This is a genomic window from Aliterella sp. E5.1 (assembly GCF_057473825.1).
In genome coordinates this window covers 1-19,959 of the sequence record NZ_JBYCCV010000072.1, presented here as the reverse complement: position 1 = coordinate 19,959, position 19,959 = coordinate 1, and the positions used below count along the sequence as shown (strand labels likewise).

The following is a 19,959-nucleotide window of genomic DNA, read 5'->3' as shown; positions in this document are numbered from 1 at the left end:
TCCCACAACTACAGCAGAAGTTAACTGATGCACTCCTTGCCATCACTCCTGAGACGATTGCTTCTCTCACTTCTTACAATTTCATCCTTGAAGCTTTATTTAGCGCAGCTTCATAAAGAATTGGTATAAATCATGAAAAAATTAATCTAGTTTCAGCTTACGCTCGACCTTACTGGCTTATTACTATTGGACTTGCCATTTGGTCTGCTCTTCTTCCATATGAGAATATAATATTTATGTACGTTCACGATAATAAAATACGACGTTGATTAGCTCAACGGTGACTTAGTCATCAGTTGTGATAAGGAAAAATCAATCAATGTTTATGGTTAACGCTATAAGGAATGAACCTAGTAAACTCTGTGTTGGAGATAAGCAGTGACGATCCAAGTAAAGAGTGAGCAACAAGTTTTACAGGAAGGTTTGCAAGTGCTGTTGTCGAATATGGATCCATCAAAGGTTGCTCGATTTTGGGCAGCTTGTAATTTAGGTAGCGGAGATTACCTGAAACTCAAAGATGAGCTTTTTGAGCAAGAATCAGTAGAAAGCCTATATTCTAAAGTTTTAGAGTTTCAACAGTCAAATCGTGAAGCCCAGTAATCGTCGTATTGGAGGCGATCGCAGAAAGCTGGAATGTTTATCTATTATTAGAAAAAGTCCGGGGTTATGACTTTATGGGCGACTCCAATATTATTGAAGTTTATATTCGTTATCTGCGTTTGAAGTTAGAAGCAACGGGCGAACAGCGTTTAATTCAAACCGTGCGTAGTGTAGGTTATGTGCTGCGAGATTAGAGAAATATTTAGACTGTTATTCCCCAGAACAAGACTATATAATTATTCTGGCGAATATATAGCAGTCGAGAACCTAGATATTGGAAAAGTCGTAAATAAGTTGAACTTGATAGCAGTCTAGTAGTGTTCTGTAACAAAAGGGTGCGAGATATTGATGATGTCAAAGGTTGTCTACCGCCGTTGAGCTTGGTCGTTATACTGCTGCGGTTACACGTTAGGTTAGTAGCCTCAAGATTCTTAGCACAAGATGCCCAGGGTCAAGTGCACGTTATACTTTGTTGGTTCAAGTAGAAAATATAAGATTTGCCGTGACAAATGAGAGCCTTTACCTCAAAAGATTTTTAGATCCTATAAGAGTATGCAGACGATACAAGCCTAAGTTCGGTCTAGGTAATAAAGAGGAAGGGCTGGATCTGGCGCGGTTCTTATCAATCTATGGCGCAGACCCATTCTATTCATGGATTGGTCTTGACTCAGACTTGATGTATACTGCTCACAAAGCAGCTGGGGGAATGACCTCAGTTTATCGACAGATTGGAAAAGGTTGTGAAAACCTATTCAGACAGATAATAATTGACCAAGCACAATACGAAGATCCAAAGTATGCTTTATGGTCTTACATTGCAAAGACCAAAAACGATAAGAACAAAACTTTGTCGTTGGATGCGCGACTAGAACTTAACGAAATTCAGAATGCTGATGTTAGAGCAAGAGTTGTTCAGTGGATAGCAGACTATAGTATCTCTCTCAGTGTACCTGTACCATTAAACGGAGCCGTGTTTGAAGTCCGGCAAGGATATAAAAGTAAAGATAGCAAGAGACAAAACGCTGACATAGATAATATTGCTGTTGCCTGGGCAAACGGTTATCTACCAGTCTTTGCAATTTTTTCCTCTCAGATCGATACAGACTTGGTGCTGCGTTACCGGAATAGTCGTGGAGGAATAATCATTGGCATTACATCAGGTAGTAGTCAAATTTCGCTATTTGTTTTCTCCAAAGAAGTTTTGGGCTATGACTTGGCAGATTTCTTCCATCGAAACTCTGAGGTAATTAAAAGTGAAGTTTACACCACATTAGAAGTTTTACTCAGGGCAGAGTGATGATACCGACTGTTCAACAACGATCTGACTATACTTTCAAAGCCAATCGCAGTCTTGGGCGACATGGATGGCTTCGACTCACGCCAGCTTATGGAGTGAAGCTTGTTGAAAACCTTTTATCTTCGGTTGATACGGAAGCAATTATACTTGATCCCTTTTCTGGTACAGCTACAACAGGTCTTGTTGCTGCTGAAAGAGGGAATCAAGCATTTGCATTTGACATAAACCCGTTTCTTATTTGGCTTGGAAATGCTAAGTATCGGAATTATACTAAAGACTGCCTGCTAAATATTCGTGAAAAAGTGTGGCAAGCTTTGCAAGAATATCAAAGTCAAGTAGATCGAGACAACTGGACACCACAAATATTCAACATTGAGCGGTGGTGGTCTAGCTATACGCTCAAAATCCTTGCATCTCTGCGAACTGCCCTAGTAAAACAATTTGGAGAGCCTGGAGAGAACGACGAATACAGTATTGTTTGGATTGCATTCTCTCGCTTGATAATTGAAACTTCATCGGCGGCTTTTAATCATATTTCTATGTCATTTAATGATTTAGTGACTCACCATAAAATTGAATATGTTGAGAAACTTTTTTTAGACATCCTCGATCTTATACTCGGAGCATCCGAAAAGACTATTGTTGGTAATGCAAAAGTCTTGAAAGTAGATGCTCGAAATATAGTCAGCCTAGATAATATTAAAATAAATAAGGTCATAACTTCGCCGCCTTATCCGAATCGGATTAGCTATATTCGCGAACTGCGTCCATATATGTATTGGACAAAATTTCTAAATAAGGCACAAGAGGCTGGTGAATTAGATTGGTTAGCAATTGGTGGAACTTGGGGAATTGCAACTAGCCGTCTTAGCTCTTGGAAGATGACAGAAGAAACTTTACCACAACGAATCTTCTCAACTGTAAAAAATATAAAGAGGTCTGAAGGGAAAAATTCAGCGCTTTTGGCGATTTACGTCTTGAAATACTTTCATGATATGCACTTACATTTAAGCTCAATCAAATCTATTTTGGAAAACGGTGCTGAACTTCACTACATTGTTGGTAATTCAACCTTTTACGGCAATATGGTCGATACAGCAGCCTTGCTTTCTGATTCTATGAGCATTCTTGGCTACTCAAAGATTCATTCTGAAATCGTTAGAAAACGCAATTGTAACAAAGCTTTGTATGAATACTGCGTTTCTGCAAGTTGGTCAGCAGGTTAAATATAAGAGTCAAACTTCTGTATATGTGTCTGTAGGAGCTATTGCACCTAAAAATAAAACATTAAAATTAGCTAAAAATGCGATCGCCCATGACCTATCTTGAAACCGCCGCCCAGTTTTATAGTGAAGTAGCAGAAACCCCCCAAATCGGGCTGTGCTGCGTTCAAAGTACCCCTTTGCAGTTGCCAGGGTTAATTGTTCCTACCCAGATGCAGGAAATGAACTACGGTTGCGGTACTACCGTCCACGCGGCGGAGCTTGCAAACCAACCTACAGTGCTTTATGTAGGGGTTGGTGGCGGCTTGGAAGCCTTGCAATTTGCTTATTTTTCTCGTCGTGCGGGGGCAGTTATTGCCGTAGATCCAGTCCCCGCTATGCGCGAAGCCGCCGCCCGTAATTTACAAATTGCCGCTCAAGAAAACCCCTGGTTTGAACCAAATTTTGTCGAAATTAGGGCTGGGGATGCTTTTAAATTGCCTGTAACTGATGCTTCGGTAGATGTAGTTGCTCAAAATTGCTTGTTTAATATTTTTGAGCCTGCGGATTTATCTATCGCTCTGCAAGAGGCGTACAGAGTCTTGAAACCAGGCGGACGCTTGCAAATGAGCGATCCTATTGCTACTCGTCCTATCCCCGCTCATTTGCAGCAAGACGAGCAATTACGAGCAATGTGTCTATCGGGGGCGCTGACTTATGAGGAATATACAGCACGAATTATAGATGCAGGCTTTGGACAAGTGGAAGTGCGATCGCGTCGTCCTTATCGGCTTTTAGATAGTCATAGCTACAATTTAGACAATCATTTACTTTTAGAAAGTCTTGATTCTGTCTCTTTTAAAGTTCCAATTCCTGAAGATGGGGCTTGTATTTTTACAGGTAAAACGGCTATCTATACTGGAAAACAACCAATTTTTGACGATAATGCAGGGCATATACTCCAGCGCGGTATTCCCGCCGCCGTCTGCGATAAAACTGCGGCAAAACTTGCCTCTATTGTACCGAAAGATGTAATTGTTACTAATTCTACTTGGTACTACGACGGTGGCGGTTGTTGTTAAGCAACAACTAAAGAAGTGGCACAGCTTGGATATATTCATCCAAGCTATTTCAATGTTCCTACAATATATTTAGCAATTATGGTACAAGCAACAATAAAACCTTTTAAAGATAAATTAGATCTACCTTTAACTAAAAAAGAAATAACTACCTTACAAATAAATCTTGGTAAACGCTGCAACCAGTCTTGCACCCACTGTCATGTAGAAGCAAGTCCTAAAAGAACTGAAGAACTTAGCCTAGAAATTTGCGAACAACTAATTGAAATTATTAATAAATTTCCGCAAATTCAAACGGTCGATCTTACTGGTGGTGCGCCAGAGATGAATTATGGGTTTAAGCCTTTAGTAGAAGCCGCAAAAAATGCAGGTAAAAAAGTAATTATCCGCTCTAATTTGACGATTTATTTTGTTGAAGGGTATGAAGATATACCAAAATATTGTGCTAAAAACCAAGTTAAAATCGTTGCTTCTTTACCATGCTATTTAGAAGATAATGTTGATAAAATGCGCGGCAAAGGTGTTTATATTGATTCAATTGCTGCGTTGCAACGTCTCAATCAATTAGGTTACGGAAAAGACTTTAATTTAATCTTAGATTTGGTATACAATCCACCTATACCAGCCTCAGATAAATTTAGTTTAACTCCAGAGCAAGCAAAGTTAGAGCAAGACTACAAATCCTATTTACAGCAACATTTTAATATTGTTTTTAATAATCTATATACCATTACAAATTTACCAATTGGACGAACTAAGTTTCAACTGGAAAACAAAAAGCTGCACAAACCTTATTTGCATTTTTTAGAGTCAAGCTTTAATTCTAGTACCGTTGAGCATTTAATGTGTAGAAACGAGCTTTCAATTGACTATTTGGGTAATGTTTATGACTGCGACTTCAATCAAATGGAAAACTTACCTGCCAAAACTTGTAATGGGGAAATATTAACAGTTGCTAAGTTGCTAGAATCAGGAAGTTTAGACTTGATTAACGAAATTAAAACTGCGCCTTATTGTTACGGTTGTACGGCGGGAAGTGGTTCTAGTTGTGGCGGTGCTTTGGTGGAGTGAAGCCAAAACTCGCGCAGACTCTACTATAGATAGAACAATACTGCCCAATATGAATGTTATCTGTAGATAGTTGATAGTTAATAAACAAGCAAAAGCTAATGGACGATCGCCAAGATAATATTAAAAAGTTGCATGACATGATAAAAGATATCAAGTTTGCCATGCTAACTACCGTTGAAGAAGATGGTACTTTACGTAGCCGCCCAATGGCAACCCAAGAATTTGAATTTGATGGCGATTTATGGTTTTTTACTAGCGCCGACGCGACTAAAGTTAACGAAGTACAGCATGAACACCATGTCAACGTTAGCTACGCTGAACCAAAAGATCAAAAGTATGTTTCGGTATCGGGTACAGCCCAATTAGTTCGCGACAAATCAAAAATAGAAGAACTATGGAATCCCTTATTTAAAGCCTGGTTTCCGGATGGATTAGACGATCCTCAACTGGCGTTACTAAAAGTTAGTGTAGATAAAGCTGAATATTGGGACTCTCCATCTAGTAAAGTAGTCCGACTATTGGGATTTGCCAAAGCACTAGCTACAGGTAAACAGATTGGTAATCCTGGCGACAATGCCAAAATTGAAGGACTTTAACTAATTACATGAATGACACATTCATTGTTTCAATTGAAATAATAAATGTGTCATTTTTAACTTTAAAACCATTAGAGATATTAATCCTAATATTTACTTTTCAAAAAGGCGTTTAGTAATCTTTGTAACTCATTAGAACTAGATATATTCAAGGAAAGCAGTAAGTTACTTGCCTATTGCGATCGCAGGGAGGTAGGTTTAATAAAATAGTTGTTATATGATATCAAATATGATTAATATCCGTATTGGTAATGGCTACGATATTCACCAACTAAGCACCAATCGCCGCTTAATTTTGGGAGGGGTAGAAATCCCCCATGAGTTGGGTTTGCTAGGACATAGCGACGCAGACGTACTAACTCATGCAATTATGGATGCAATGTTAGGCGCTTTGTCTTTGGGAGATATTGGGCTGTATTTTCCTCCTAACGATCCTCAGTGGGCGGGGGCAGATAGTTTAGTATTACTCAGTAAGGTAAATCAGTTAATTAGCGATCGCGGTTGGAAGATTGGCAATATTGATTCGGTAATTGTCGCCGAACGTCCGAAGTTGAAACCGCATATCTCTACTATGCGCGATCGCCTAGCGGAAGTTTTACAAATATCTGCCGATTGTGTCGGGATTAAAGCAACTACAAACGAACAATTAGATGCTGTAGGACGAGAAGAAGGTATTGCCGCCCATGCAGTAATTTTATTAGTAGCTAGTGAACTATGACCAACCCCTTACGTCAACTTAAGTATCTACCATGGACTTCGCTAATTATCGTTGCCAGCATGACTTTTGCAATTGTCATAACTATAGAGTTGGTGCTGTGGTTGATTTCCAATCAATTGGATGAGGGTACGCAGTTTACAATCATCAATATATTAAGTGCAACGTTATATTCGCCTTTATTATCTTTATTTACTGTTGGTGCGATCGGGGCTGGTATTGGCGCATTAGCTGTATTTCTCCTAGAAACTGTAGAGAAGCAAGTTTTTATTAATGCTGGGGTACTTTGGTCTTTAATATTATGTCTAATTATCGGCTTAATAATTAGGAATTACATTCCCATACCAGCCCTTTTAACAGGCGTAAATCAACTACAGTTAACTGGCATAATTTTAGGAGTATTTTGGAAAGGTAAGCGCTACTGGCGATAAATATATTTGATAGCAACTTTTAACAAACTATACATAGATTATGACTTTTTACAATCGGGGGCGTAAGTGGGTAGCATTTATACTAACGCTAGTAATTGCGATCGCCTTTTCTGGCTGCAACCCCACAAGCTTTAAATCCCAAGCAGCGCAGACATCCCAGTTAGTAGTAAGCGTTCTTAGCGATCCGCAAACATTTAATTATGCTCTAAATCAACAGTCACCGAATGTTTTTGGCTTGACATTTAAAGGACTAACAACAATCAACGGTAAAGGTGAAATCGAACCAGAATTAGCTCAATCTTGGACGATATCACCAGATAAAAAACAAATTGTCTTTAATCTCAGACCGGGTTTAAAATGGTCGGATGGCAAGCCGCTAACTTCAGATGATGTTGTTTTTACTTATAACGATATAGTTTTTAATCAGGAAATTTCTACAGATATTAGAGATTATCTTAAAATTGGGGTAAGTGGGGCTTTCCCTAAAGTGCAAAAGCTCAACGATCGCCAAGTTGAATTTATCTTACCAGAACCATTTTCACCTTTTTTCAGTACCACTACTGGCGACTCTACCAGCGCGATCGCAATTTTACCAAAACACGCCTTGCAAGAGTCGGTAAAAGCTAAAGATTCCGAAGGAAATTCCCGTTTTATGGCTACCTGGGGAACAGATACCGATCCTAAAAAAATCGTCACTAATGGACCGTACACAATAGAAAGTTATAATCCCAGTCAGCGATTGATATTTCGCCGCAATCCTAATTATTGGCGTAAAGATAAGCAAGGCAATTCTCAGCCATATATAGAAAGATTTATCTGGCAAATTGTCGAATCTACTGATACGTCGCTACTTCAATTTCGTTCGGGAGGATTGGATATAGTCGGGGCTTCTCCAGTTAGTTTCTCTCTACTTAAAAAGGAAGAAAAAAGAGGAAAGTTTACTATTTACAATGGCGGCGCAGCTTACGGGCAAAGTTTTATTAGCTTCAATCTTAATCAAGGGAAAAGAAACGGTAAACCTTTAATAGATCGAATCAAATCGCGGTGGTTTAATACTTTAGAATTTAGACAAGCAATATCTTATGCTATCGACCGTCAAAGTATAATTAATAACCTTTTTCGCGGCTTGGGGGAACCTCAAAATTCACCTATTGATGTCCAAAGCAAATATTATCTTTCGCCTCAAGATGGGCTAAAAGTCTACAATTACGATCCAGAAAAAGCCAAGAAATTATTATTAAAAGCTGGATTTAAGTACAACGATAAAAACCAATTGCTAGATTCGGATAATAATCGTGTCCGTTTTACAATGCTGACAAATGCGGGAGGAAAAACTAGCGAAGCAATGAGCGCCCAAATTAAGCAAAACTTAAGCTTAATTGGCATTCAAGTAGACTTAAATGCGATCGCATTTACGGTAATCGGCGAAAAGCTACACAATACTCTCGATTGGGAATGTTATTTTGGCGGCTTAATTGGGTCGGGAGTAGACCCCAACGATGGTGCAAACGTTTGGTTAACCGAAGGCGGATTGCATAGCTTCAATCAAGGCGCACCCCCAGGGGAAGCACCTATAGAAGGGCGTGTAGTGTCAGATTGGGAAAAAGAAATCGCCGATCTATATATCCAAGGCGCGCAGGAGTTTGACGAAGCCAAACGCAAAGCAATTTATGACGAAACGCAGCGCATTACTCAAGAGTATTTGCCTTATATATATCTAGTTAATCCCTTAACTATGGCGGCAATTCGCGATCGCATTCAAGGTGTGAAATTTTCGGCTTTAGGCGCGTTTTGGAATATCTACGAACTTAAGATAGACGAGTAGTAGGAGCGTAAAGCATTACGCCCCTATATGGCTAAAAAACTTGTAGACTATGATGCAAAGAGCTTTAGTAACTTTGCCAGAGATGTTGATTTTTCCCTTGATGAGGCGGTGGTTGGTAGGATTGCTAACCGTTGCAATGGCGATCGCCCTTAGTGGCTGCAATCCCAATGATTTCAAGTCTTCTGCTGCCCAAGTAACTCAAATAGTTGCTCGTACACCCGGCGATCCGCAAAGCTTTAATTATGCTTTGAACCAATCATCACCTAGTGTTTTTGGGTTTATTTATGAAGGCTTGACTGTTGAAAATGGCAAAACTGGAGCAATAGAACCGGGGATTGCTCAGTCTTGGGAAACTTCTGACGATGGCAAACGAATTGTTTTTACCCTTAGAGAAGGGCTAAAGTGGTCGGATGGAGAACCATTAACCGTTGATGATTGTATTTACTTACAATGACGTTTACTTAAACGAGCGCATTCCGACAGATTTTCGAGATGTTCTCCGTGTTGGTGAAAGTGGGACTTTACCAAAAGTCCGCAAGATAAGCGATCGCCAAGTGGAATTTACTGTTCTAGAACCCTTTGCACCTTTTTTAAGAACGGTGGGGGGAGTTGCTATTTTACCCACGCACTCCCTGCAAAAATCTATAACTACCAATAATAGCGAAGGAAAACCTCAGTTTTTATCAACCTGGAGTACCGACGCAGACCCCAAAACCGTTATTGGTAACGGCCCTTACAAGCTAGAAAGTTACGGCGCAAATCAAAGGGTAGTGTTTCGACAAAATCCCTACTACTGGCGCAAAGATGCTCAAGGCAATGCTTTACCCTACATTGAACGATTGATTTGGCAAATTGTCGAATCACCAGATACAGGTTTAATTCAGTTTCGTTCTGGTGGCTTAGATATTTTAGAAATAGGACCTGCAACTTTCCAGTTGCTCAAGAAGGAAGAAAATCGCGGAAAATTCACAATTTATAATGGCGGTCCTGACTTTGGCACTACTTTTATTACCTTTAATCTCAATAAAGGCAATAGAAAAGGCAAACCATTAGTAGACCCAATTAAGTCGCGTTGGTTCAATACGGTAGCTTTTAGACAAGCCGTAGCTTACGGTATCGACCGTCAAACTATGCTAAATAGTGTATTTCGCGGAATTGGCGAATTTCAAAACTCACCCATTTCTGTCCAAAGTCCTTACTATTTCTCACCTCAACAAGGATTAAAAGTCTACGACTATAACCCAGAAAAATCAAAGGAATTGTTAACACAAGCCGGATTCAAGTACAACAATAAAGGTCAATTGCTAGACGTAGAGGGAAACCGAGTGCGTTTTACCATGCTAAGTCAAGCGGGAAATCGAACGGTGGATGCGGTTGGTTCTCAGTTCAAACGAGATATGAGCAGAATTGGTATTCAAGTAGATTTTAATCCCGTTGACTTTGCCGTACTTGTAGACCGAGTTACCAACTCTTTGGAATGGGAATGTTATTTTGGGCTAATTACAGGTGGTGTTGAGCCAAATAGCGGCGCTAATGTGTGGCTTCCAGATGGTGGCTTTCATCCATTTAATCAAAAACCGCAGCCAGGACAACCGCCCATAGAAGGGCGAGAAGTAGCAGATTGGGAAGCGAAAATTGGTCGTTTGTATATCCAGGGAGCAAAAGAAGTAGATGAAACCAAGCGTAAAGCGATCTATGCAGAAACTCAGCGTTTAGCGCAAGAGTATTTACCTTTTATTCATTTAGTTAATCCTTTGGCTTTAGCAGCAATGCGCGATCGCCTCCAAAATACTGAATTTTCTGCTTTAGGGGGAACTCTCTGGAATATTCATGAAATGAAAGTTGCCGAAGATTAGTATTAAAACGCGAACAAATCTCAAAATGATTCTTATATTCTGGCGATTTTGGCTGGCAATTTTACTAATATTTAGCCTCACTAGCTGCAACCCAACGGAGTTGAAAACCCAAGCAGCGCAAGTATCGCAGTTAGTTACTAGCACTATTGGCGATCCGAAAACTTTTAACTACGCTTTCAATCAAGAGTTTCCTCATGTTTTTCTATTTACTACCGAAGGATTGACTACCCTTAACGGAATTACAGCCAAAATTGAGCCAGCTTTAGCCCAATCTTGGGAAATTTCGGAAGATAAAAAACGAATTACTTTTACCTTAAGAGAGGGTTTGCGATGGTCAGATGGCGAGGCGCTTACCGCCGACGATGTGATTTTTACCTATCAAGATATAATTTTTAATCCAGCGATTCCCACCGATTGGAAAGACTTTTTGAAGGTAGGTGCAAGGGGTGTTTTTCCTAAAATCAGGAAAATAAGTAATCGCCAAGTTGAATTTATCTTTCCCGAACCTTTTGCACCTTTTCTTAGCACGACGACAGGAGCATCAACTAATTCTGTCGGTATTTTACCAAAACACATTCTAGAAAAGTCTATTAATACCAAAGATGCTAAAGGGAAACCGCAATTTCTCTCTACTTGGGGAACCGATACCGATCCTCGTAAAGTTGTTGTTAATGGCGCTTATAAAATTGCAAGTTACGCCCCTGGTCAGCGAGTAATATTTGAACGTAACCCTTACTACTGGCGTAAAGACGAGCAAGGAAACCCCCAACCTTATATTGAGCGGATTGTTTGGCAAATTATTGAATCTACCGATACAATTATTCTGCAATTTCGCTCTGGAGGGCTAGACGTTGTAGAAATTTCTCCAGAAAACTTTTCATTACTCAAACGAGAAGAAAAACGCGGAAAGTTTACGGTTTACAATGGCGGTGCTAGGTTTCAAAAGGTTTTTATCACCTTTAATTTAAATAAAGGGAAAAGAAATAACCGTCCGCTTATCGATCCTATTAAATCCCGTTGGTTTAATAACCTAGAATTTAGACAAGCCGTAGCCTATGCCATCGACAGACAAACAATGCTCAATAATGTCTTTCGAGGATTGGGCAATTTACAAGATTCACCAATAGATATTCAAAGCCCTTTTTACATCTCTCCAGACCAAGGCTTAAGAGCGTACAACTACAACCCCCAAAAAGCTAAAGAATTATTGTTACAAGCAGGTTTTAAATACAACAACAAAAAACAATTACTAGACTCTAAAGGCAATAGAGTCAGGTTCTCGTTAATCACAAATAGCGAAAATAAAACTCGCGTCGCTATGGGAGCGCAAATTAAACAAGATTTAAGCAAAATCGGTATTCAAGTTGATTACAACCCCATTGCTTTTAATACCCTTACAGATAAGCTTTCAAATACTCTAGATTGGGAATGCCACTTGCTCGGCTTTACGGGTGGCATAGAACCCCACGATGGCGCTAATGTATGGTTGCCAGATGGTGGTTTGCATAGCTTTAACCAAAAAGAACCCCCAGGAGAAGATCCGCTTACAGGAAGGGAAGTAGCCGATTGGGAGGCAAAAATCGGACAGTTGTATATTAGAGGTTCTCAAGAATTAGACGAAACAAAGCGCAAAGAAATTTACGCCGAAACTCAAAGATTAACTCAAGAATATTTACCCTTTATACACCTAGTTAGCCCCTTGTCTTTAGTTGCAGTACGCGAGCGATCGCATCCAAGGAGTAGAATACTCTGCCCTCGGCTCCCAAGGCGGAACATTGTGGGATAAATATAAACTCAAGGTAGTAGCAAAGTAACTAAATTAACTGTGACTCAATCTGACATCAACTTGCAAACTCTGCTTCAATCTGTAGCTACAGGCGAAGTAAATCCCACCGTTGCTTTAGAAAAGCTCAAACACTCTGGTTACGACACTGTCGGCGATTTTGCCCGTATCGATCGCGATCGCACTCGCAGAACTGGCTTCCCAGAAGTAATATGGGGTCAAGATAAAACCCCTACCCAAATCGCTCAAATTATTGAAGCAATGCGCCTCCGTAACCCGGTAGTGATGGCGACGCGGATTGAAAGGAATGTCTACGCACAGTTAGAAACTCAAGTTACTGGATTGCAGTATTACGAGGCTGCGAGAATTTGCGCCCTTACTCCCGAACAAGTCACCCCTCAACACCCTGGAATTATTGCTATTTTATCGGCGGGGACAGCAGATTTACCTGTCGCGGAAGAAGCGGCGGTAACAGCGACTCTGTGTGGATTCCAAGTACAGCGTTTGTGGGATGTGGGGGTAGCGGGGATTCATCGCTTGCTCAACAATCGTCATGTCATAGATTCCGCTTCCGTGCTAATTGTGGTCGCAGGAATGGAAGGAGCATTGCCGAGTGTAGTTGCAGGTTTAGCCGATTGTCCGGTGATTGCTGTCCCTACTAGCATTGGCTACGGGGCTAGTTTTGGTGGACTTGCACCCCTACTCACAATGCTCAATTCTTGTGCGGCGGGTGTGGGAGTTGTCAATATTGATAATGGCTTTGGCGCGGCAATTTTGGCAGGGCAGATTTTACGAACGGCGGCGAAGTTAAATAAGCTTTAGATAGAAATAAGGGTTAAAGCAATCTTTTAGCCCTAAGTGTCTTAAATTACGCTCCCGCACTTACGCCAGTAACCAAGGCATTAATTAAGGGATCGATTTCGCAAAGCGAACGTTTCACGAACGCACTTAACGCCGAAGGAAGTACCGCAGCAACTGTCGCCGCCGCTACAATTATCGTCGTTGCCAACCTTACCATTGAATCAGACGCTTTTTGATAAGTATCAAACTTGTAATCGACTTTCTCAAGGTTTGACTCTAGTTGGTCTAACCTTTGATTAATTTGACGCAACTCCGATAAAACTGTCGTTTCAAAATTACTAGGTGTATCTGATTGATTTGCGCTCATTTTGCTACTTGCTGTAAAGCCTGTACTTTTATTATGACTGTTAGATTGAGATGATTTTAAGGCAATTTCTCAACTCCCAACAGGAAGCTTATACTTATATTTATATAGTTAGACAAATTTGTAGTATTAATTTGCGAGTAAATTTATGCTATTAGAATTAAATCAATTAGTGATTCAACCTGGGCAACAATTGTTACTAAAAAATGTTTCTTGGCAGATGTATGAAAATATTTTAGAAGAATTGGGAGAAAAGCGTGCAGCTAGAGTTAATTATAGTCAGGGACTATTGGAAATAATGACCCCACTGCCAGAACATGAAGATGATAAAGAAATTATTGGCGACTTAGTAAAAGCGCTACTTGAAGAACTTAATATTGAATTTAGACCTCTTGGTTCTACTACTTACAAAAATGAGCAGATGTCTGGAGGAGTAGAAGCCGATCAATGCTTTTATATCCAAAATGAAGCAGCAATTAGAGGCAAAAAGCGGATAGACCTTAGTATAGATCCTCCGCCAGACTTAGCACTTGAAATTGACATTACCTCTCGCACTCGTCTTAATAATTACGAAGCTTTGGGAGTGCCGGAACTATGGCGATACAACGGTCAAAGTTTAGAAATAAATGTGTTAGAAAGTGGCAAGTATGTTAAATCAAATATTAGCCGCAACTTCCCTAGCTTGCCTTTAGTTGATGTTATTCCTCAATATGTTGAGCAGAGTAAGATTGAAGGTAGAAACGCCACAATTAAAGCTTTTAGAAACTGGGTAAAATCCCAAACACAAAAATACAGCAGTTCTCATTCCGATAAAGTACAGCTTTAGGATTTAATTACTGTGAGGTCATGCTTAAGGTGTACTGCACTCAAGTGCGAACCGCTATAAGTTTTTAGTAATGCTCTTAGCTAAAAAATCCGCCGCGATCGCCCCTGGCGCTACCCATTGGGTAATCGCACCTTGTTACCCTGTAAAATTGCCCTTAGAGCGATCGCACTGGACTAAACTCGGTTTAGTGCCATTAACTTTTAAAACCTACACTGGACGATAAACGCGGTAATTGATCTGGGGGAAAATATTGTCTACTTCCTCAACTTTTTCGAGCCAACCGCTATCAATTTTGCCGATGTTAATGTCTTCGTAGAGCTTATTAAAACGCATGAGGTGCGATCGCGTTCTTCTAACTGCGTAAGGAACCATAGTCCCCGTCCGCATAATAAATGCCCAATCAGAAGATTGTGCTAGCAATACTTCTCTAGCAGCTTGATTTAGCGCTTTCCACTCCAATTCATCGGCGGGTTCTCTTCGCCCCAGTTCAATCATTCTTTTTGCGGCTTTGTGCAAATGAGGATACACCCAAGCATTAGTTTCATTCAACCAATACTCGTGAAATCCCTTAAAGCCCCAGCTAGACTGCGAAGGACGGCAAACTTGTTGCGTGGGATTTTCCCTTAAGTAGTCTGCGAGGTGGGTCATTTTGTAAGTTCCCTGATCGTACCAAGACTTGCGGTACAAATAATCGATAAACCAAGGACCTTCATACCACCAATGACCGAACAATTCAGCATCGTAAGGAGAAACAATTATTGGCGGGCGCTGCATAATGCCGTGCAAATTACTGACTTGCTGCTCCCGATTGTACATATAGTTCGCGGCGTGTTCGGCGGCTTTTTGTTTTGCCCAGTAAGGATCGTAAAGAGCTTTATCCGATAATCCCAAACCCCGCCCAGTAATTTTGTGGTATTTGACTCCAGTATTTTTGCGCTGACCGTTGGGCATAATAAAGGGCTTAATATACTCGTATTCTGCTTCCCAGCCCAAATCTTTATAAAATTCGCGGTATTCTGCCGCTCCCGGATAACCAACTTCAGACGACCATACTTGTTGAGAAGATTCGTGGTCGCGCCCAAAAGCTGCTACTCCAGTTTCGGTAAAGATGGGCGCGTAGCTACCAAAACGCGGACGCGGACGGGCGTAGAGAATACCATGCCCATCAGTTAGGAAGTACCGCAAGCCTGCATCCGTTAACATCCTTTCTAGCCCCTCGTAGTACGCGCATTCAGGCAACCAAATACCTTTAGGCGGACGACCAAAAGTTTGCTCGTAGTGTTCGCAAGCTACTTGAATTTGCGCCCAAACTGCTTGGGGGTACATTTTCATGAGCGGCAAATAGCCGTGAGTAGCGCCGCAGGTAATAATTTCTAGATTATTCGAGTCTTGAAATTGCTTAAAAGCAGTAACAAGATCGCCCTTGTAGCGTTCCCATAGTTTCCGAGCGTTGCCAAATTCTTTGACATAATATTCAGCTAGGTAGCGGATGTGACCGTTATTGTTGTTGCGTTCGGCTTCTTGGGCGACTAATTTTTCTAGCTGGGCTAAATGAAGATCGTAGCGCTCTTGCAGCAGCTTGTCGCGGAGCATAGACACCAATGGTGGTGTCATACTCATAGTAATTTTGAAGTCGATGCCGTCTTGCTTTAAGCCTTCAAATACTTGCAATAGGGGAATGTAAGTTTCTGTAATAGCTTCATAAAGCCATTCTTCCTCTAGTACATAATCGCTTCCAGGATGACGGACAAAAGGTAAATGAGCGTGGAGGACAAGAGCGACATAGCCAATAGCCATAGTAATCTCAATGATTGGGTGTAATAGTTCGGTGCGATTAACCCAAGGGGTAGCGCCAGGGGCGATCGCGTTTTAGAAACTAGATATTGTAAGAATTTTATGCCGAAAGAGGTAGCAGGAGAAACTGTAAGTTGCGATCGCCTGGGTTCTTACTTTTGACGTGGGGCTATTATTCAAAGTATGGGCGTTAGATAGATGTTTTTCAGCTTACTTTTTAATTACAACTATGGCTAGAGATGTAATTAAAGGCAATCGCCCCGCCATCATGACCAACTTGGAAAAACAACCAAAAAATCCCCCTTCTTTGTTCGATTATGTAACTAAAAGCGTTGCAGAAATAGGTGACGCGGCTTTCCGCAAAGCTTTAGATGCGGGACAAGAGGCGGCAGATCTCACTCACGATTTGCTCTCTCAAGTCACTAAAGGTGCGGGAGAAACTATCGATAACGTGGGTAGTAATTGGTTTGTGCGGCGATTGACTCGTTTTCTCAATCTCGATTGGCTGCTGGGTGCTGCTAATAGTGTGGATGTTGCCAAAGCCCAAAGCGCAGTTAAAAAACTCCAGCAAGAATATCCTCACGAATCCCCAAGCCAACTTGCTCATCGCATCATGGTGGAGAAAGCCACTCAAGCAGGCGGTATTGGGCTTGCCACCAGTTTTTTACCAGGAATAGCCCTAGCTCTATTAGCGGTAGATTTGGCGGCGACAACGCGCTTACAAGCGGAGATGATTTATCAAATTGCGGCGGTGTATGGACTCGACTTGAAAGATCCAGCGCGTCGGGGTGAAGTTTTAGGCATTTTTGGTTTAGGGCTTGGTGGTAGTCGATTGCTAAAAGCCGTAGGCTTGGGTTTGCTAAGGAATGTACCTTTTGCGGGGGCAACTATTGGGGCAAGTTCTAACGCGGCAATGTTGTATTCTTTGGGCTATGCTGCTTGTAGATTTTATGAAGCCAAGTTAAAGTCTCCCCAACAAGTAGAGTCAACAACTATTAACGATCTCAAGCAACAAAGTGAGAAATATTTAGAAACTGCGATCGCTCAACAAGTTGTCATGGATCGAATTTTAGTGCATACAATTTTAGCTACTCATCCAGCAAAATCTTGGGATGAACTTTTACCCCAACTGCAAGCGATAAATATTAGTCCAGCTTCTCTCAAAGTTATTGCTGAAGATTTTAAGTCGCCTCAGCCCTTAGATACGCTGCTTAATCAACTCAACCGCGACTTTGCAATTCCGTTACTGGCTCAATGCTACCGAATTGGGGAAGCCGATGGCGCACAGACTCCCGCCGCAACTGAAGTGATAAATGCGATCGCTCGTCAATTTGACCTCGATCTAAATTCTATTAAGTCGATGATGAACGATCCGGCAATTTAAACTTTTGCCCTTAGTTGAATTTCTACCTAAAAATACTTGCATATTTGCAAAGAAGTATCTTGATTTTAGGAAAAATAAATGTAATAGAAACTTTCCGTCGGAAGGTTTCTGTGTTTTGATGCTCGGTCGCAATTTCAAAGTATAGATAAAAATCTCTGGAGATTAAGTCAATGTTAACGAGCGGTTGACCAGGCGTTAATTTTGAGTTGGTAAGTTTGTGTTGGGCTTCGCAATAAAATCAAGCAATACTAATCATATTTTTAGTTAAAAATAAATCAACTACTTACTACAAAAATAAGTAAAACGTAGTCCTGTTTAATTTAAAAGTATCTTGAGAAGTTTGCAGCTAAGTAAAAAAATGCAAAGCTGATGTTTGCTTGGCTTTATTTGAGTTGCCCTCCATTGAATAAAGTAACCGCAAAAACTTACCCAAAATGGACAACTTTAATTTTGAGCGCCTGCTATCGAGTAAGATCAACCGCCGTCGCTTGCTAGTAGGAACCGGAACCTTAACCGGAATTACGATAGCGCAAGCGCGCACGCAGGGCTTCGCAAGTCAGCATTCAACTAAAGTAGTTGCCCAACCAGTATTATCAGGATACCCATTTAGTCTAGGTGTAGCTTCAGGAGATCCACTGCCAGATAGTGTAGTGTTGTGGACTCGCCTAGCTCCTAGTCCCTTGGAGGGTGGGGGAATGCCCCCTTATCTTGTACCTGTACAGTGGCAAGTATCAGCGAACGAAAGCATGAGCCAAATCGTCAGAAGTGGCACAGTAAATGCAAGACCAGAATCCGCTCACGCAGTAAAAGTAAACGTACGCGGACTTAGACCTGGGCGGTGGTATTGGTATCAATTTAAAGTAGGCAACGAACTCAGCCAGATTGGACGCACTCGTACCGCGCCTGCTAGAGGGGATTTCCCCAAGGAGTTACGTTTTGCCTTTGCTTCTTGTCAAGACTGGCAAAATGGCTACTTCACCGCCTACAAACACATGGCAGCAGAAGACCTCGACTTGGTTGTGCATTTAGGCGATTATATTTACGAATACGGACCTCAATCTGGCGGACCGCGCCAGCATAATAGTGACGAAATAGTTACCCTCGCTGACTATCGCAACCGCTATGCTCTATACAAAACTGACCCAGATTTGCAAGCCGTTCATGCAGCTTTTCCTTGGATAGTTACTTGGGACGACCACGAAGTCGATAACAACTACGCGGGTGCGATTGCTGAAGACGACCAAAGCCAACAAGAATTATTGGCACGACGGGCTAATGCTTATCAGGCATACTACGAACATATGCCCTTGCGTCGCTCATCAATGCCTAGAGGGGCAGCTATGCAGTTGTATCGGCGTTTTACTTTTGGTAATTTAGCCGAGTTCAATGTCTTAGATACTCGTCAATACCGCAGCGATCAGCCTTGCAATGATGGACTCAAACCCCGTTGTGAAGAAGCTTTTGACCCAAATGCGACGATGACTGGATTTGAGCAAGAACGCTGGTTGTTGGATGGTTTAGATCGTTCCGAGGCTCGGTGGAACGTTATTGCTCAACAAACTATGTTGGCGGAATATGACTTTGACGCGCGTCCTGAAGTAGAAGTATTCAACGTCGATCAATGGGATGGTTATGTTGCCGCCCGCAGTCGATTGCTTGACTTTTTAGACAAGAAGAAACCATCAAATCCAGTTGTAATTACAGGGGACATTCATTCAAGTTGGGTACACGATCTCAAAACAGACTTTAGCTTGGTAGATTCGCCGACTGTAGGTACAGAATTTGTCGGAACTTCTATTGCGTCCGACTTTCCTAGTGCATTTATTGCGCCTGTAACTGCAGCTTTAGCTGACAATCCTCATACTAAGTTTTTTGATGGTGCTTTTCGCGGGTACGTCCGTTGTCATCTAACCCGCAAAGCCTGGCAGAGCGATTACCGGGCAGTATCTACAATCCTCGATCGCAATGCAACTATCAGCACCTTAGCCTCGTTTGTAGTTGAGAATGGGCGATCGGGCGCTCAACGTATTTAAGTACAAGCATTCTTTAACCCTTTGTGGCAAGCTTGGAATCTATGGGTAAACAATTTCAAGCTTCCCTTTTTGCGTTTCTACAATCGCTCATCTCTCGATACTACCAATGCTGCATTTTGCCCCTTCGCCCCGAAAAGTTGGGGACTAGGTGGAATTATCTCCCAATCAGATATTGATACTAAGTTGTGGTCAGAGGTAGTAGAGTATTAAATAGAGAGAACTTTGGCAAAGATAAATGTACAGGAGTCAAGTAACGCAAGCCTGTCCTCATCTAGACCTAGAGACAGTCAAGCAGAAAGTAA

The 19,959-nt window shown here is 41.4% G+C and carries 16 protein-coding genes and 3 pseudogenes; 17 read left to right on the top strand and 2 right to left on the bottom strand.

What is annotated here, in order from left to right; genetic code table 11:
- The first annotated feature begins 378 nt into the window (after positions 1 to 378).
- From AC2VE5_RS18510 to larB, 13 genes and pseudogenes are all read left to right on the top strand, one after another.
- The gene (locus AC2VE5_RS18510) at positions 379 to 600 is read left to right on the top strand and encodes a hypothetical protein (RefSeq protein WP_486889182.1); all 222 of its coding nucleotides are present in this window, start codon (positions 379 to 381) and stop codon (positions 598 to 600) included.
- A 44-nt stretch (positions 601 to 644) separates the two neighbouring features.
- Positions 645 to 794, top strand: a pseudogene (locus tag AC2VE5_RS18505) (winged helix-turn-helix domain-containing protein); the annotation flags it as partial.
- Between the two features lie 278 nt (positions 795 to 1,072).
- Positions 1,073 to 1,897 carry a hypothetical protein gene (locus AC2VE5_RS18500; RefSeq protein ID WP_486889181.1) on the top strand — a complete coding sequence of 275 codons (825 nt, stop codon included), beginning with the start codon at positions 1,073 to 1,075 and terminating at the stop codon, positions 1,895 to 1,897.
- Positions 1,897 to 3,123 (top strand): DNA adenine methylase, encoded by a 1,227-nt coding sequence (locus AC2VE5_RS18495; protein WP_486889180.1) that lies wholly within the window; start codon positions 1,897 to 1,899, stop codon positions 3,121 to 3,123. The genes AC2VE5_RS18500 and AC2VE5_RS18495 overlap by 1 nt, the downstream gene beginning before the upstream one ends.
- 89 nt (positions 3,124 to 3,212) lie before the next feature.
- Positions 3,213 to 4,181, top strand: coding sequence for an arsenosugar biosynthesis arsenite methyltransferase ArsM (gene arsM / locus AC2VE5_RS18490; protein WP_486889184.1), 969 nt, complete (start codon positions 3,213 to 3,215; stop codon positions 4,179 to 4,181).
- A 78-nt stretch (positions 4,182 to 4,259) separates the two neighbouring features.
- A complete protein-coding gene (gene arsS, locus AC2VE5_RS18485) occupies positions 4,260 to 5,249 on the top strand; it encodes an arsenosugar biosynthesis radical SAM (seleno)protein ArsS (RefSeq protein ID WP_486889179.1) in 990 nt (329 codons plus the stop codon).
- Between the two features lie 98 nt (positions 5,250 to 5,347).
- On the top strand, positions 5,348 to 5,845 hold the full coding sequence (locus AC2VE5_RS18480; RefSeq protein WP_486889178.1) for a pyridoxamine 5'-phosphate oxidase family protein: 498 nt from the start codon (positions 5,348 to 5,350) through the stop codon (positions 5,843 to 5,845).
- A 229-nt stretch (positions 5,846 to 6,074) separates the two neighbouring features.
- Complete coding sequence (gene ispF / locus AC2VE5_RS18475) at positions 6,075 to 6,563, top strand: 2-C-methyl-D-erythritol 2,4-cyclodiphosphate synthase (RefSeq protein WP_486889183.1); 489 nt, start codon at positions 6,075 to 6,077, stop codon at positions 6,561 to 6,563.
- On the top strand, positions 6,560 to 6,991 hold the full coding sequence (locus AC2VE5_RS18470; protein WP_486889177.1) for a peptide chain release factor 1: 432 nt from the start codon (positions 6,560 to 6,562) through the stop codon (positions 6,989 to 6,991). Before ispF ends, AC2VE5_RS18470 begins: the two co-directional genes overlap by 4 nt.
- 40 nt (positions 6,992 to 7,031) lie before the next feature.
- A complete protein-coding gene (locus AC2VE5_RS18465; RefSeq protein ID WP_486889176.1) occupies positions 7,032 to 8,816 on the top strand; it encodes an ABC transporter substrate-binding protein in 1,785 nt (594 codons plus the stop codon).
- An 82-nt stretch (positions 8,817 to 8,898) separates the two neighbouring features.
- Positions 8,899 to 10,672: pseudogene (locus AC2VE5_RS18460) on the top strand (ABC transporter substrate-binding protein).
- A gap of 25 nt (positions 10,673 to 10,697) precedes the next feature.
- A pseudogene (locus tag AC2VE5_RS18455) lies at positions 10,698 to 12,486 on the top strand (ABC transporter substrate-binding protein).
- Between the two features lie 11 nt (positions 12,487 to 12,497).
- Positions 12,498 to 13,277 (top strand): nickel pincer cofactor biosynthesis protein LarB, encoded by a 780-nt coding sequence (gene larB / locus AC2VE5_RS18450; RefSeq protein WP_486889175.1) that lies wholly within the window; start codon positions 12,498 to 12,500, stop codon positions 13,275 to 13,277.
- Positions 13,278 to 13,323: 46 nt separating this feature from the next.
- Here larB and AC2VE5_RS18445 read toward each other — a convergent pair whose 3' ends face one another.
- A complete protein-coding gene (locus tag AC2VE5_RS18445; protein WP_486889174.1) occupies positions 13,324 to 13,623 on the bottom strand; it encodes a ssr2422 family thylakoid membrane protein in 300 nt (99 codons plus the stop codon).
- A 145-nt stretch (positions 13,624 to 13,768) separates the two neighbouring features.
- On the opposite strand from AC2VE5_RS18445, the gene AC2VE5_RS18440 reads away from it, so the two are divergent.
- On the top strand, positions 13,769 to 14,446 hold the full coding sequence (locus tag AC2VE5_RS18440) for a Uma2 family endonuclease (protein ID WP_486889172.1): 678 nt from the start codon (positions 13,769 to 13,771) through the stop codon (positions 14,444 to 14,446).
- A 70-nt stretch (positions 14,447 to 14,516) separates the two neighbouring features.
- Positions 14,517 to 14,669 (top strand): hypothetical protein, encoded by a 153-nt coding sequence (locus AC2VE5_RS18435; protein WP_486889171.1) that lies wholly within the window; start codon positions 14,517 to 14,519, stop codon positions 14,667 to 14,669.
- Here AC2VE5_RS18435 and AC2VE5_RS18430 read toward each other — a convergent pair.
- Complete coding sequence (locus AC2VE5_RS18430; protein ID WP_486889170.1) at positions 14,654 to 16,243, bottom strand: glycoside hydrolase family 57 protein; 1,590 nt, start codon at positions 16,241 to 16,243, stop codon at positions 14,654 to 14,656. The two genes, AC2VE5_RS18435 and AC2VE5_RS18430, sit on opposite strands and share 16 nt — an antisense overlap.
- A gap of 226 nt (positions 16,244 to 16,469) precedes the next feature.
- Between AC2VE5_RS18430 and AC2VE5_RS18425 the strand changes: the two genes are divergently transcribed.
- Together AC2VE5_RS18425 and AC2VE5_RS18420 are read left to right on the top strand one after the other, a co-directional pair.
- Positions 16,470 to 17,624: an EcsC family protein gene (locus AC2VE5_RS18425; RefSeq protein ID WP_486889169.1), complete on the top strand. Its 1,155-nt coding sequence runs from the start codon at positions 16,470 to 16,472 to the stop codon at positions 17,622 to 17,624.
- A 434-nt stretch (positions 17,625 to 18,058) separates the two neighbouring features.
- Complete coding sequence (locus AC2VE5_RS18420; protein ID WP_486889168.1) at positions 18,059 to 19,657, top strand: alkaline phosphatase D family protein; 1,599 nt, start codon at positions 18,059 to 18,061, stop codon at positions 19,655 to 19,657.
- The last annotated feature ends 302 nt before the right edge of the window (positions 19,658 to 19,959 follow it).